Here is a 12,689-nt window from a genome sequence, read left to right as displayed (position 1 = left end):
TGCGGCGCTCAAAGCCGCGCGATCGGGCCGCGATCGGCGCCGCCGTTTGAAGCCAGCCTCCGGCAAGGTGGCGCGCCTAAGGTCGAGGTCAGCAGGCAGTCGGCGGAAAATTCGTTCAACAAGAGTAATTTCACGGTTCATGACTGGAAATTCAGCAAGATCCACTTTCCCCTCGCCGATTCTTCGCTTCCTCACAACATGCCCAACACAGGCGAATGATGCGACATCCGCGGTTCGATAGGGACGCCAAGATCGAGATCATAGCGCGCGTTGGACCAGATCCACGCGCCGATGGCGGATGTCGGACGGTCCTCATCAGCCCGCGCTGCGTCACCATCCGGCGGCGTCGTCGAGGCATGAAAATGCATCTCAGCGTTCCGGTGGTGAATTATTTCGGCGTCGCGATCGCGCGCGGCGAAAGGCGGCACGGGCCGCTCTATCGCGTCAGCCTCGCGCATCAGGATCCCGAGCTCTGCGTCATTTTGCAGGAAACGCGTGATCGCTCGAGCCTGGCGGACGCGCAGCGCTACTGGGCCGCTTTTTTCGCTGTGCCGGCGTTGACCGCGCCTCCCGCGCGCTCGTTGGGGGGCTCATTGCGGGGCGACCCGCGATGCGAACGCCAGCCGATCCGTCGATGATCATTCCGGCCGTCTCCCCCCACGACGGCGGAAAGACGGCGAAGGCGCCGGCGACGCCGCAAAGCCTTTTGAATGGGCCGCCTTCCATCTTTCGCGGCGAGCGGGCGATCATCTGTTACGACTGATCCCTTGCTGGCGCACAGCCCAGCGAACCGCGGGAACGGGACTCTGATTGAAGGCGAAACCCGCTCACGTAAGCGCGTCTCGCCGAACCATCATGCCCTGCGAGACCGGATCCGCGTTTCTCTGCCGAACGCTGATCCCTTGCGAAAAACTCTGCGCCCCCGGCGGAGCTTCGTTTAGACTGCGGAAGGCTGAATTGGGGAGATGACTTTGACGTTCACCATTGATCCGCTGGTCGCCGCAGGGGTCCTCGCATGCACCGCGGTGACCGACGCGGCCTATGTGCTTTTCACCGCGGCGGTCGCCGCCAGACGCCGGCTTTGGGCGGCGAACTGGAGCGGCATCTGGTATCTTCTCTCCGCCTTCGCAGTGATCAGCTACACGCAAAATCCAGCCTATGTTCTCTTCGCCGCTCTCGGATCCTGGCTCGGCGCTTTCGCCTCCGTGACCTGGCTCAGGCGGGGATCGCCGTAACGGAGCCCCTCCAGCCGCCGACTGGCCCACCCCGGGCTCTCATGGACCAGCCGGAAGGGCCGCACTACGCTTTAACGTCCCGCCGCGTCTTTCACAGCGATCCGCCGGCGTTGTCTCAGGCGAGATCCTCCCTCAACCGCCGGTGGAACGCCTCCAGCACATCCCGCCGCAGAACGTAGCTGGCGAATTTGCCCTCCCGCATCACCTCCACCAGCCCCGCCGTTTCGAGTTCTTTCATATGATGGGACAGCGTCGCCGGGTTGATGCCGGTGCAATCGCGCACAGCGACGCAGGAGAGCGCATCATGCCGCTCGCCAAGATGTTTCAGGATTTCGTACCGGCGCCGGTCGCCCAGAGCTTTCGCGATCAAGAGAAGCTGATCCTCCGTCAGCGTTACGCCAAGCGATTCCGACATCCCTCTCCCCGGAGCGTAACGCGTTGAATCGAACGCACTCCTAGCAGAAACCGAACCGCCCCGACGAGATCAGGCCGGTCCGCTCAAACACTCTCGTCCATCATGCGGCATGACCGGAATCGGTCTGCCGCCCTAGCTGCTTTGCTCTATCGCAAGCCGCCTGAAACCGCCAGCGTTTCGCCTGTGACCCAGCGCGATTCGTCGGAGGCGAGGAACGCCGCCACGAGCGCGACGTCTTCGGGCTGGCCGGTGCGCCCAAGCGGCGTCAGCGCGATAAACTGCTTTTCGAAGTCGCTCCCGATGACGCCGGCGGCGGTCGTGCCTTCGGTTTCGATCACGCCTGGATTGATTGAATTGACCCGGATTTTCTTCGGCCCGAGCTCCTTCGCGAGCACGCGCGTCACGGAGTCGACCGCGCCTTTCGTGGCGGTATAAACAACCGTCTGCGGCGGATTGATGCTTGTTATGGCGGAGCCGATGTTGATGACGCTGCCGCCCTCCTCGCCGAAAAATTTGACCGCCTCCTGTGTCGCGAGCAAGAGGCCGAGAACGTTGATGTTGAAATGGCGATGAAAGTCGTCTTCAGTTAACGCCTCGAGCGGCAGAAGATTGTAGACGCCGGCGTTATTGACCAAAATGTCGAGCCGTCCCAACTTTTGCTTCGTTTCGGCAAAAATCTTCTTTACATCGGCCGCTTTGGCGACATCGCCTTGCACGGCGATCGCTGTTCCGCCTTTCGCCTTGATGTCGGCGACGACCCGCTCAGCGCTCTCCTTGCTCGAAGCATAGTTGACGACGACCGCCGCCCCCTCCGCCGCCAGCCCCTTTGCGATGCCGGCGCCAATGCCTTTTGACGCGCCCGTGACGATGGCTACTTTGCCGGATAATTTGCTCATGACACTCCACCTTGCAAATGCACGCAACATTTCGATAGTTTCACAATTATCGAATAATCGCTGGCGTTACGTGGGCTTGCACGTCATGCCTGTCAAGAGGTCCAAAGCGGATTCTCCAGAGAAGGTTTAGCTCCGAGCCGAGGAACACGCCCGAAAGCCGCGCAGTTTTCTCGCGGTGTGAAGTGATGATGACGAGCATGGTTCACCTCCATGCGAAATCGTCAAGGGCGCGGCGCCTCGCCAACGGCGCGCTCATCGAGAGCGGTCGACTTGATCAGCGCGAAGACCTTCGCGCCCCGGTCGAGATGAAGTTCGTCCACGGCGAGGCGCGTTGCGACAGCGGCGAGGCGCCCGCCGCCATCAAGCGCGACCTCGACCATAGCAAAGGGACCCTGAGTCTCGATCGACTCGACCGCGCCGGACAGGACATTGCGAATGCTCACGTCGTGCGGCGATTCTTTGGCAAGTACGACGTCGGTGGCCTTGACGACAATCCGCACGGACCGGCCTGGCGGGCCCGCGGGCCCCGCGAGCCATATTGTTCCAGCGGGATGTTTCAGCTGCGTCAACTCATAGGCTGCGTTGCTGCCGCCGACCGTCACCGTCAGCACCGATGAGCGATCGAACCGGTCTTCGAGCGAACCAGCGGCAGCGGCGCCAAAGACTTCATTCGCATCGCCGATCGCTTTCACCTTCCCATTTTCGAGAACGACCACCAAAGAGGCAAGCCTCACCACCTCCTCCACCGCATGCGAGACATAGACGATCGGGATTTTGAAGTCGTCCCGAATACGCTCGATGAGAGGCAGGATCTCGAGCTTGCGCGCTGTGTCGAGCGCAGCCAGAGGCTCGTCGAAAAGGAGAAGCCTCGGGCAAGACAAAAGCGCGCGGCCGATCGCGACGCGCTGACGTTCGCCGCCGGAAAGCCGCGCCGGGCGACGCGACAGCAGGGGCCGGATCCCCAGGGTCTCAACGACGGCGTCGAATTCGATCTGCCGCGCGCCGCGCGGCGCGAACCAGCGGCCGAAGAGGAGATTTTGCTGCACGCTCAAATGGGGAAAGAGATTCGAGTCCTGGAACACAAGACCAATGCGGCGGCGATGCGGCCGCACGAAGATGCGCTTCTCGACATCGACCAACAGTTCGCCATCAAGCTTGATGAAGCCGCGATCCGGTCGCCTCAGGCCGGCAATCAGACTGAGCGTTAAGGATTTGCCTGAACCCGACTGCCCGAATAACGCCGTGATGCCCCGGCCGTCGGCGAAGGCCACGTCGAGTTTGAACGTGGCCAGATCAAGGCCGACCCGGACCTCGATCATTCAAAGCTCGCAACGCGTTTTTCAGCCCAGCGCTGAATGATTTCCGAAGCGATCAGCGCAAAAAGCGCAATGACGATGGCGACCGCGGTCAGACGCATGGCTCCGACGTCCCCACCCGGGACTTGCGTAAAGGTGTAGATCGCCGCCGAGATCGTCTGCGTCTCGCCGGGAATATTGGAGACGAAGGTGATCGTCGCGCCGAACTCTCCGAGCGACTTCGCGAAAGCGAGAATTGCCCCGACAATGATTCCTGGAACGGCGAGAGGAAGGCTGACCAGCAAAAAGGTCCAGACGCCGCTGGCGCCGAGACTTCCGGCGGCCAGTTCGAGCCTTCGGTCAATGGTCTCGAACGACAGGCGCATGGCGCGCACCATCAGCGGGAATCCCATCACCGCGCAGGCGACGGCGGCGCCTGTCCAGCGAAACGACAAGACAATGCCGATGCTGGCGAGAAACGGTCCGAAAACGCCTTTGCGGCCGAGCAGGATCAACAGGATAAAGCCGGTGACGACGGGCGGCAGAACGAGGGGCAGATGGACCACGCCATTGACGAGCGTCTTGCCAGGAAATTTCCAGCGGGCCAGCGCATAGGCCGTGAAAACGCCAAAGGGAAGGCTCGCCATTGTGGCGACGACTGCGATCTTCAAAGAGAGCCAGATCGCTGTCCATTCATCGGGCGATAAATCCAACACTTAAGCGCTCATTTGATCCGGTTGATCCCTGTCGCGGAGCGACGTCGGCGAGGCTATTTCGACAAAACCGTAAAGCCTTGATCCAGCAAAATCTTGGTCGCCGCCTGCGACGACAGATAAGCGACAAATGATGCGGCCATGCTATTCTTCGAGCCTTCCAGAACGGCGACCGGATAAACGATCGGGCTATGCGTCGAGTCCGGAAATGTGTCGACGACCTTCACCTTGGGATCAGCCTTGGCGTCCGTGGCATAAACGATGCCAAAACGCGCTTCACCGCGCGAGACGAGGTTTAATGCCGAGCGGATATTGTCCGCCTGCGCGAGCTTCGGCTCGACCTTATCCCAAACGCCAAGCTTTTCCAGCGACTGCTTGGCGTAAATGCCCCCAGGGCAAGACGCAATGGTGCAAACGGCGATTCGGCCGTCGCCCGTCGCGCCGGCAAGGTCGAAGCCCGGCTCGATCTTCAGGGTGATATTGGAATCCGCCGGTTCGATGAGGACCAGCGCATTGCCGAGAACGTTCCGGCGCGTCCCTGGTCGAAGCAATTTTGCTTTCTCCAGATAGTCGGCCCAGTTTACGTCCGCCGCGATGAAAATGTCCGCCGGCGCGGCCTGCTCGATCTGCTTGGCGAGAACAGCGGAAGATCCATAAACGATCGCGGGCGCCTTGCCGGTTTGCGCGGTCCAGGAGGCTGCGATCGCGTCAAGGGCGGTTTTCATGCTGGCTGCCGCAAAAACAGTAGGGCCCGCGGTGGCCGCCGTCTGAGCCGAGGCTGTCTGCGCCAGGCCGGGGCGGGCCAGAGCCAGGCACAAGGCGAGCGCATTGAACGCGCGGCGGGCGAAAAACCGCATGCAGATCTCCTCTTCGAAGTTTTGTTCCAGACGCTTTAGAGCGCTTTCCGATCGAAGGGAGTCATTCGATCGACAAGAATATGCTCAAGCGCCTGCGAGCAGAGATTGTCTTATATCGCACCTTATACAGCACCAGCAAGCATGACGGCTGCGCGCAGCGGCGCGAAGGCGATGCTGCTTACAGCGTTTACCAAAGCCTACGATCACGCATTCGCTTTTGCATTCATGCGTTAGGATGCAGGCGCGCCGTTCGCCGCCGCGTCCTGCAGGAGCAACATCATGGGCCGTCGATTGACCATAGATTCCGGCTCGGCTCGCCCATTTGCGCAGGCGCGCAAAGTCGCGGTTCTGGTTCAAGGGCGTGTTGCGCAGGACTTCGCCTATTGCGTCCACGACACTATAAAGCGCGTCGAAAGACGGGCGGCGCGCAGACGCCGCACGCGCCTCAGATCAGGAAAGATCCTCAATCGCCAAAACGCATTTTTAATTGAATGCCAGATTTACGACCGGTCCGACAGGGGCGCGCGGGTGCGGCTCCTTGGCGATGTCCCGGCCCCCGTCGCAATGCGGCTCTATGAAGACTATCCGGAACGGCTGATCGACGCCTACGTCATTTGGCGAAAGGACCGCGAACTCGGTCTTTGTTTCATTCAATCGCCGGCGTCGCTTAAGATAAGCCGGCTGCAGCTCGCATGTTTGCGCGGCCGCCATTACGCGACTGACGGCTGAAACGCCTCGCCAACATTGAAAAGACAGGCATGCAATTTTGTTATAGGCCGGTCTCGGCGATCACGCCCATCTCGGTGGTGATAAGCCATCGACCGCTCCTGTTCTCGATTGAAAGAATGCGTCCGGCGTCCGGCAGCACGGTTCCGGGCGTTGCGACGTAAGATCCCTTCGGTCCTTCCGCCAACAAGCCGCCTTTCGGCGCAAAGCGGAGAACATAGCCTTTGACAGCGCCATGCTTCACGTCGGGCTCTTTGTCCGGATGCGGTCGTTCGGCGCTCGCGTTCAACGCAGCCTGATCGATCGAACCCGTCACGTTAAAATCGACCTTATGGCTCTCTGATTGATCCATCTGCGGCGATCGATGGCTCGCCTGACCACCGATCGGCTGCGCGAAAATCATCAGATGCTCAATGCCGCCAAACATTGGGTGACTGTTGTCCCGCGCGATCATGAAGCCGGCAAAACCTGCCGAACCTATCGCAGCGGCGACCCCTGCCGCGACAAGCCCATGATCGAGCGTCAAAGCAAAGCCGTGCAGCGCCGACATCTGCGCGTGAGACGGCGCCCCAGCCTTCGGCGCGCCTTGCATCAACCCGATGCCGAAAAGAACGCGCCCTCGCACATGCGTTTGCCGGAAGGTCGAATCCGGCTGTTCCATCTCGCTCTGCTTTGACCTACCCTTTTCCCTACGCAAACCGTGCATCCGCCGCCCCTTTGAAAGCCGCCCATTCCAGAAGTCCATGCCCGCTCACGCATTGCGACCGCCCCTCGGCCTACCGCCTGTGGCCCGCACATCACGCAATAAATTCCTGCGCATCCTGAAGCGAAGGGAACATGCGCCGCCCCAGCATCGTCTCAACCTCGACGCTGCCGTCGGTAAACAGCACATAGGCTCGATCTTTGACCCACCCGCGCTCCAGAATCTTCCTTGGGTGGGAGGGTTGTGGTTTAACGATAGCCTTGGTCACAGCTTGAGCGGGAGCGGGCGTCGCAGCTTGAACCATGGGATTGGCGGGAGTTGGCGCTCCTGACTGCGGCCTGGCGTGTTGAGACCGTTCAAGCACAGCTTCGAAAAACCTGTTCAACGCTCCGAAACCGGTCTGCAGGGCCCCGAGAACTCCAATACCGAGCCCGGTCACAATTGCGCCTTGCGCAATCGTTTGTATATCGATTGTCGCCGCCCCGAGGGAGCGTCCTGACGCCTGCGCCATGAAGTTGGTCAACTGGGGCGCAGAAAACAACAGCGCCCATCCCGCAGCTACGATCATGAACCCAACCCATGTCAGTCTTTCGAAGATCATCGTTTCACCCTTTCCTGCTCATAAGCGATCGCCCACCGATTCCGCGCGTTGCGACGCACGCTCCCGGGCTCGCTAAGGAGCGCCAGGAGAGGCGGCCATCATTTGGAGATGTCTTGCTTCGGGACATAATTAAATTGTTCGACCAGCACGTCTTTGATGATGTCGCCGCCGAGCCGTTGATTGACTCTCTTCACAAGATCCTTCGTCAGAGCCGCGACGTCGTATTTTTCCAGATGATTGAAATCAACCTTATCCACATAGAGCTTCCGGAAAGCCTCATCCGTGATGAACACATCTGGCGGCACCGACATCTGCTTCAGAGCTTCCGGATCAATGAGATAGATGAACTGCGCGACGACGTAGCCTGTGATGTCACCGTCGGCAATCATCGGAACGCTTATGGCTTCAGTCCTTTTATGCTCCAAATGCTCGAATTGTCGCGGCGCCGACTTCACCTGCCCGGCGCCGGCCTTCCAGGTTGCGCCAATATAGGCCGACATCAGCGTCGCTACGCAAATCCATAGACAGCTAGCGACAAGCCGGATCATTCTCTGTCGCTCCGCGTATAACGCCTTATAGAATAGGTCCCGTCCGACTCATGATCCTGGATGGCGCGCGCAATGATCGCCGCGATCTCTCCAACCGCTGTCAGATGTGTCTGTAGGCTGGCGAGGTTGCTCTCCAGCTTCGTCCGCAATCGCCCCAACGGCGCCCTGGCCTCAAAGTCGAACGCCGAACGATCATGCGCCCGGCACGCGCTCATCGCCCGGCTGAGTTCGAGCAGTCCATAGCTCTTCTTATGATTAAAATCATGCAACGCCACCGGCTTGTTCTGCCTGAGTAGCTGTGTCTCGAGATCAAGCAGAGATTCGAGCTTTTCGACCGCGTTGAAGAAGGTCTCCAGCATCGGCCTCGACTTTTCACCTTCAGGGAGCGTGCTTCTCTCCGCAGCATCAGGGTCTTCTCGCTGCGTCGCCGGGCCGCCAGGACTCGTTGGCGGCGAGAGGCGCCCGACAGCGCCGGGCTCATGCATAAGCTCTGTCGCAAGCCTGCCATCGGTCAAGCTCACGATTGCCTCCCGGTCACGTGCGGATCCGGTAGCCATGCGTGAACCGCGCCATGCGTAGCGCCAGCTTTTTTATCTAGGCCGAGGTCTACCGTCTTGCCAATTTGCTTGGCCAATTGTTCGGCCAGCATAGACCTCCACACATCACCGGCGGTTCCGCTTCCAAAGACGCCGCTGCCTTCCTTCGGCAACATGTTTTCGACAAGGTTCTGCAGAACGAGTTCCTCAACGCCCTTGTATGCCTTCGTCCGCGCGTCCATTGGAGACGTAGCCGCGGGGGATGGGCTTGCGCTCATCTTGGCCACTATGCTCCGCAATTCCGCATCGCTCGAATTGCTTGTTCTCATGACGCTCGAAAAATCCGCACCGGCCGGTTCCCCGGCGCCGAGGCGAAATAATCTTTCCGCAGCGGCCAGAGACTTGCTCGGGTCCGCGGCTCTCGCGACGTCAAGCACGATATCCGATACCGGATTGATCGACATGCGCCTCTCCATTCGAGGGATTTCACCTCACGATGAGCCGATAGGCTTGCTTGAGGCTGACGCCACTTCGCTGACCGAAGCCTCGATCACCTCCATCAGCCGGAGCTGTTCCTCTTGCCGGCGCTGATCGGCCTCGAGCGCAGCGGCAATGGCCTCTGCGCCCCGCATCCGCGCGCGCTCGGCCAAGCGCTTCTCAGTTTGCGCGCGTATCTCAGCTCGCAGCGCCGCGTCGGACTTTTGCAACGCCTCGAGACGCCGCATCACAGCGTCAGCGGAAAGACCGTAGAACGCAGGCTCCGTTTCGCTGAAGGCAATCAGCCGATGACGGTGCTCTTCGATCGTTTCCAGCTGACGTTGAAGCTCAATCAGCGTCCAGCCCGCGAGACGATCGATTTCGGTCTGCGCCTCGAGAATGCGCCGCGCCTTCACGAGCCTTTTGTTCATCGGACTGATCTTCTATCCGTGGCGCCGTCATCGGCCGGCCGACAGCCGGTAGTGTCTCCGACGGGAGCTTGCGGAACGGGAGGTTGAAAGTGCACAGGCGCCTCTAACCCGAAATCAGCCATGTCGCAAATCCGGTTGTAAAAAGCTCCAGAAGATGACTACAGGTAAGGTAAAGCAAGAACAGTCCACCCATCGCTACGGCTGGAACGGTGACGAAGTAAATAGGAATCTGAGGCGCGAACTTGCCAGCAAGGCCAACCGCCAGATTAATGATCAGCGAATAGAGGATGAAAGGGCTGCTGATGCGAAGGGTAAGCAAAAAGGATCGCGCGAGACGATCTCCTATTTGAATCAATCCGAACTGTGTGTTGAAAAGCCCCGACACGGGTAATGCATCATACGAGGCTATCAAGCCACGCAGGACCTCCCAGTGTAGATTCGTCAGGAACAACAGGACTGTCGCGCCGAGCGAGATCAGTGATACGATCGCCGGCAGCGGCTCGCTGTCATCTGGCGGGGGCGTCAGCGGGCTCGACAGGCCAATCGCCATGGCGATCGCGCTCGCCAGCGTTTCCAGCGCGCCAAAGAAGATACGGCCGAGGAAGCCTATCAACGCACCGACCAGACTTTCGCTGAGGATGATCTGCAACAGCGCGAACGGTCGCGCCTCGGACAACTTTGGTTCAATCTCCGTCGACAAGAGCGGCGCCAACCCGAGCGTTATCCCGAAGCTAAGGAATAATCGGACCTTGACCGGAATGCGCGGGCCCGAAATGCCGGGCATGAGCATCAAACAGGCGCCGATCCGGCAAAACAAAACAAAGACGGACAGAACGGCCTCTGATCCTATCGCGATCACGATATCGAGCCGAGCGATTTGATTTCAACGCCGCGCGCTATCTCGAGATGTGAAAGCACAGGCAATGTGGCGAAGAGGCGCTCTACGACCATGCGCACATAGGGGCGCGCCTCAGGCGTCGCGACGAGGACGAATTGATGCCCCTGGTCCATACGCTCCCGAATAACCGCCGACGCGTTCCTGCCAAAATCTTCGACCATTGCCGGATCGAGATCGAATTCGATTACCTCGCCTTTGGAATCGCGCTTGAGGCTCTGATGGAAAGCAAGGTCCCAGCGATTGCCAAGGCGAAGGACCTTCAAACTCCCCCCATCCATCAAATCGCCACAGATCTGCTGCGCGATCCTCATGCGAACATGCTCCACGACCTGTTCCGCGCGACGAGCATGCGGCGCGATCTCGGCGATCGCCTCCAGAATGAGATGCAGATTGCGGATCGATACTCGCTCCGCAAGCAGAAGTTTCAGCACCGCCTGCAACCCCGAGTATGAAATCTGCGAGGGACAGATATCATCGATTAGACGCTTATATTCCGGCCCAAGCCGTTCGAGAAGGCTCCGCATATCCTTGTATGATAAGAGCTGCGACAGATTGTTGCGGATGACTTCGCTAAGGTGCGTCAACAGAACCGAAATATTGTCGACCGGGTTGAATCCTTCCCGTTTGAGCTCATTGGCGAAGGTTTGCGAAATCCACACCGCCTTCATACCAAACGCCGGCTCGCGCACGTCGTCGCCAGGCAGATCCGGCCGGCGTCCATCGCCGACGATGACAAGGAGGTCCCCGATCCGCAATTCATGCGCGGCTACAACAGTGCCGTGAATCTTGATCTGATAGCCTTTCGTCGGAACAGACAGACTATCCGACAATTTGATTTCGGGGACCACGAAACCATATTGCTTGGCAAACTTGCGTCGCATCTTCGCCACGCGCGCGGCAAGTTCATTGTGGGACACGAGGAGGCGCGTCGCCAATTGTTTGCCAAGACAGAGCTCGATTTCCGCCGAACGCATCGACTCCTTGACAGATTCACTGACCTCCTGCTGCGCGGCCTGCTCGGCGGCCGCGTGTCGCGCCTCCTCCGCCTGACGCTCCCTGGCTATGCGCTTTGGCGCCTCGTAGGCGATGAAGCCAAGAACACTCCCCAAAACGGCGAATGGAAAGAAGGGCAACCCCGGCGCAACCGCCATGCCAAACATCAACAGCGCAGCCACCGAGAGCGCGCGAGGATATTTCACAAGCTGGTTAAGCACCGCCGCCTCGGTCGCGCCCCTTGTGCCGCCCTTTGAGACAAGTAGCGCCGCCGAAAGCGAAATAATCAGCGCTGGGATCTGCGACACCAACCCGTCGCCAACCGACAGCTTGACGTAGACGTCGGCCGCTTGCTGCAGGGGCATGTTATGCCGTGTCGCGCCAATCACGATGCCGCCAAAGATATTGACCGCCAGAATGATCAATCCGGCAATTGCGTCGCCGCGCACAAATTTCGAAGCGCCGTCCATTGAACCGAAGAATGAGCTCTCCTCCTCTAGTTCACGGCGCCGGCGCTGCGCCTCTTTGTCATCGATCAATCCCGCCGACAGATCGGCATCGATTGCCATTTGCTTGCCCGGGATTGCGTCGAGCGTAAATCTCGCCCCAACCTCCGCGATGCGCGTTGCGCCCTTTGTGATCACCACAAAATTCACTGTCATCAGAATCGCGAACACAATCAGTCCAATGACGAAGTCGCCGCTCATGACAAGTTTGGAGAACCCGCCGATGATATAGCCCGCAGCCGTAACTCCCTCAGAGCCATTCGACAAAATGGAACGCGTCGTCGCTATGTTGAGGGCAAGGCGCAGGAGGGTTGCGACCAGCAGTACGGTCGGAAAGGCGGAGAAATCGAGTGGCCGCTCAATCCAAAGGGCGACCATCAGTATGAGAACCGATAAGGCGATCGAGAAGGCCAATCCGATATCGATCATGAAGGCCGGAATAGGAAGGAAAAAGATCGATAGAATGGCGATGATGCCTGCGGCGAAGCCGACGTCTCGCGCGCTCTGGCGCTTCGGGCCAACCGAAGTCCTCAATGCAATATCAACCATCGACGCCTCTCGCCTGCTATTACTTTGTTCAGTCTCGCGGAGGAAGCTTACGCCGGAGTGACTCTAGATCGCCGACGCTGCATGATTATCGGGATGCATTGCCCGTCTCGTCCGCGCCCGCGGCGGCCGCCGGCTTTGAGGCAGACGCGCTTCGCGCCGCTCACGTCTTACTGATCGAGACGGAATACGCCGGAGGTGAGCTTCGGTCCCCACCTGCTTCCACTGAGCGTCATTGTCCGTGCGGAGCGCAACCGAACACAGCGCTCGCCCCTCAGCCGCAGATTACGTGAAGCGCCTAATTTTCACATTG

Annotated in this window: 17 protein-coding genes; 3 read left to right on the top strand and 14 right to left on the bottom strand. The window is 59.7% G+C overall.

The genetic code is table 11. The annotated features are described in order from the left end of the window. Positions 1–191: 191 nt before the first annotated feature. Positions 192–368 carry a hypothetical protein gene (locus MPC4_RS09110; RefSeq protein ID WP_174512222.1) on the bottom strand — a complete coding sequence of 59 codons (177 nt, stop codon included), beginning with the start codon at positions 366–368 and terminating at the stop codon, positions 192–194. On the opposite strand from MPC4_RS09110, the gene MPC4_RS09105 reads away from it, so the two are divergent. Beyond that, a complete protein-coding gene (locus MPC4_RS09105) occupies positions 357–638 on the top strand; it encodes a hypothetical protein (RefSeq protein ID WP_174512221.1) in 282 nt (93 codons plus the stop codon). The genes MPC4_RS09110 and MPC4_RS09105 overlap by 12 nt on opposite strands. 327 nt (positions 639–965) lie before the next feature. Continuing rightward, complete coding sequence (locus MPC4_RS09100; protein ID WP_174512220.1) at positions 966–1,235, top strand: hypothetical protein; 270 nt, start codon at positions 966–968, stop codon at positions 1,233–1,235. Between the two features lie 115 nt (positions 1,236–1,350). Here MPC4_RS09100 and MPC4_RS09095 read toward each other — a convergent pair whose 3' ends face one another. The 5 genes from MPC4_RS09095 to modA form a co-directional block, all read right to left on the bottom strand. Continuing rightward, a complete protein-coding gene (locus MPC4_RS09095) occupies positions 1,351–1,650 on the bottom strand; it encodes an ArsR/SmtB family transcription factor (RefSeq protein ID WP_134485997.1) in 300 nt (99 codons plus the stop codon). Between the two features lie 146 nt (positions 1,651–1,796). Next, a complete protein-coding gene (locus MPC4_RS09090) occupies positions 1,797–2,546 on the bottom strand; it encodes an SDR family NAD(P)-dependent oxidoreductase (RefSeq protein WP_174512219.1) in 750 nt (249 codons plus the stop codon). Positions 2,547–2,767: 221 nt separating this feature from the next. Next, on the bottom strand, positions 2,768–3,865 hold the full coding sequence (gene modC / locus MPC4_RS09085; protein WP_174512218.1) for a molybdenum ABC transporter ATP-binding protein: 1,098 nt from the start codon (positions 3,863–3,865) through the stop codon (positions 2,768–2,770). Beyond that, on the bottom strand, positions 3,862–4,557 hold the full coding sequence (gene modB, locus MPC4_RS09080) for a molybdate ABC transporter permease subunit (RefSeq protein WP_174512217.1): 696 nt from the start codon (positions 4,555–4,557) through the stop codon (positions 3,862–3,864). Before modB ends, modC begins: the two co-directional genes overlap by 4 nt. A gap of 53 nt (positions 4,558–4,610) precedes the next feature. Next, positions 4,611–5,411, bottom strand: a complete 801-nt coding sequence (gene modA / locus MPC4_RS09075) for a molybdate ABC transporter substrate-binding protein (RefSeq protein WP_174512216.1) — start codon at positions 5,409–5,411, stop codon at positions 4,611–4,613. Between the two features lie 279 nt (positions 5,412–5,690). Between modA and MPC4_RS09070 the strand changes: the two genes are divergently transcribed. Continuing rightward, positions 5,691–6,140, top strand: coding sequence for a hypothetical protein (locus MPC4_RS09070; RefSeq protein ID WP_174512215.1), 450 nt, complete (start codon positions 5,691–5,693; stop codon positions 6,138–6,140). 40 nt (positions 6,141–6,180) lie between these two features. Here the strand turns inward: MPC4_RS09070 and MPC4_RS09065 are convergent, their stop codons facing one another. From MPC4_RS09065 to flhA, 8 genes are all read right to left on the bottom strand, one after another. Next, positions 6,181–6,798: a hypothetical protein gene (locus MPC4_RS09065; protein ID WP_174512214.1), complete on the bottom strand. Its 618-nt coding sequence runs from the start codon at positions 6,796–6,798 to the stop codon at positions 6,181–6,183. Between the two features lie 136 nt (positions 6,799–6,934). Further along, positions 6,935–7,441, bottom strand: coding sequence for a hypothetical protein (locus tag MPC4_RS09060; RefSeq protein WP_174512213.1), 507 nt, complete (start codon positions 7,439–7,441; stop codon positions 6,935–6,937). 98 nt (positions 7,442–7,539) lie between these two features. Continuing rightward, positions 7,540–7,941, bottom strand: a complete 402-nt coding sequence (locus MPC4_RS09055; protein WP_174512212.1) for a hypothetical protein — start codon at positions 7,939–7,941, stop codon at positions 7,540–7,542. 44 nt (positions 7,942–7,985) lie between these two features. Beyond that, entirely contained in the window at positions 7,986–8,510 is a 525-nt protein-coding gene (locus MPC4_RS09050) for a hypothetical protein (protein WP_174512211.1), read from the bottom strand. Continuing rightward, positions 8,507–8,989, bottom strand: a complete 483-nt coding sequence (locus MPC4_RS09045; protein ID WP_174512210.1) for a rod-binding protein — start codon at positions 8,987–8,989, stop codon at positions 8,507–8,509. The genes MPC4_RS09050 and MPC4_RS09045 overlap by 4 nt, the downstream gene beginning before the upstream one ends. Positions 8,990–9,016: 27 nt before the next feature. Then, the gene (locus tag MPC4_RS09040; protein ID WP_174512209.1) at positions 9,017–9,433 is read right to left on the bottom strand and encodes a hypothetical protein; all 417 of its coding nucleotides are present in this window, start codon (positions 9,431–9,433) and stop codon (positions 9,017–9,019) included. A 103-nt stretch (positions 9,434–9,536) separates the two neighbouring features. Further along, a complete protein-coding gene (locus MPC4_RS09035) occupies positions 9,537–10,292 on the bottom strand; it encodes a flagellar biosynthetic protein FliR (protein ID WP_174512208.1) in 756 nt (251 codons plus the stop codon). Next, positions 10,289–12,379 carry a flagellar biosynthesis protein FlhA gene (flhA, locus tag MPC4_RS09030; RefSeq protein ID WP_174512207.1) on the bottom strand — a complete coding sequence of 697 codons (2,091 nt, stop codon included), beginning with the start codon at positions 12,377–12,379 and terminating at the stop codon, positions 10,289–10,291. The genes MPC4_RS09035 and flhA overlap by 4 nt, the downstream gene beginning before the upstream one ends. Positions 12,380–12,689: the final 310 nt, after the last annotated feature.

The organism is Methylocella tundrae (assembly GCF_901905185.1).
GTDB lineage: Bacteria > Pseudomonadota > Alphaproteobacteria > Rhizobiales > Beijerinckiaceae > Methylocapsa > Methylocapsa tundrae.
This window is presented reverse-complemented; position numbering and strand designations above follow the sequence as displayed.

Coding starts and splice junctions, on each gene's coding strand:
- MPC4_RS09090 (WP_174512219.1), bottom strand. CDS start 2,546: ATGAGCAAATTATCCGGCAAAGTAGCCATCGTCACGGGCGCGTCAAAA.
- MPC4_RS09110 (WP_174512222.1), bottom strand. CDS start 368: ATGCATTTTCATGCCTCGACGACGCCGCCGGATGGTGACGCAGCGCGG.
- modC (WP_174512218.1), bottom strand. CDS start 3,865: ATGATCGAGGTCCGGGTCGGCCTTGATCTGGCCACGTTCAAACTCGAC.
- MPC4_RS09045 (WP_174512210.1), bottom strand. CDS start 8,989: ATGTCGATCAATCCGGTATCGGATATCGTGCTTGACGTCGCGAGAGCC.
- MPC4_RS09040 (WP_174512209.1), bottom strand. CDS start 9,433: ATGAACAAAAGGCTCGTGAAGGCGCGGCGCATTCTCGAGGCGCAGACC.
- MPC4_RS09095 (WP_134485997.1), bottom strand. CDS start 1,650: ATGTCGGAATCGCTTGGCGTAACGCTGACGGAGGATCAGCTTCTCTTG.
- MPC4_RS09055 (WP_174512212.1), bottom strand. CDS start 7,941: ATGTCGGCCTATATTGGCGCAACCTGGAAGGCCGGCGCCGGGCAGGTG.
- MPC4_RS09065 (WP_174512214.1), bottom strand. CDS start 6,798: ATGGAACAGCCGGATTCGACCTTCCGGCAAACGCATGTGCGAGGGCGC.
- flhA (WP_174512207.1), bottom strand. CDS start 12,379: ATGGTTGATATTGCATTGAGGACTTCGGTTGGCCCGAAGCGCCAGAGC.
- MPC4_RS09070 (WP_174512215.1), top strand. CDS start 5,691: ATGGGCCGTCGATTGACCATAGATTCCGGCTCGGCTCGCCCATTTGCG.
- MPC4_RS09105 (WP_174512221.1), top strand. CDS start 357: ATGAAAATGCATCTCAGCGTTCCGGTGGTGAATTATTTCGGCGTCGCG.
- modA (WP_174512216.1), bottom strand. CDS start 5,411: ATGCGGTTTTTCGCCCGCCGCGCGTTCAATGCGCTCGCCTTGTGCCTG.
- MPC4_RS09100 (WP_174512220.1), top strand. CDS start 966: ATGACTTTGACGTTCACCATTGATCCGCTGGTCGCCGCAGGGGTCCTC.
- MPC4_RS09060 (WP_174512213.1), bottom strand. CDS start 7,441: ATGATCTTCGAAAGACTGACATGGGTTGGGTTCATGATCGTAGCTGCG.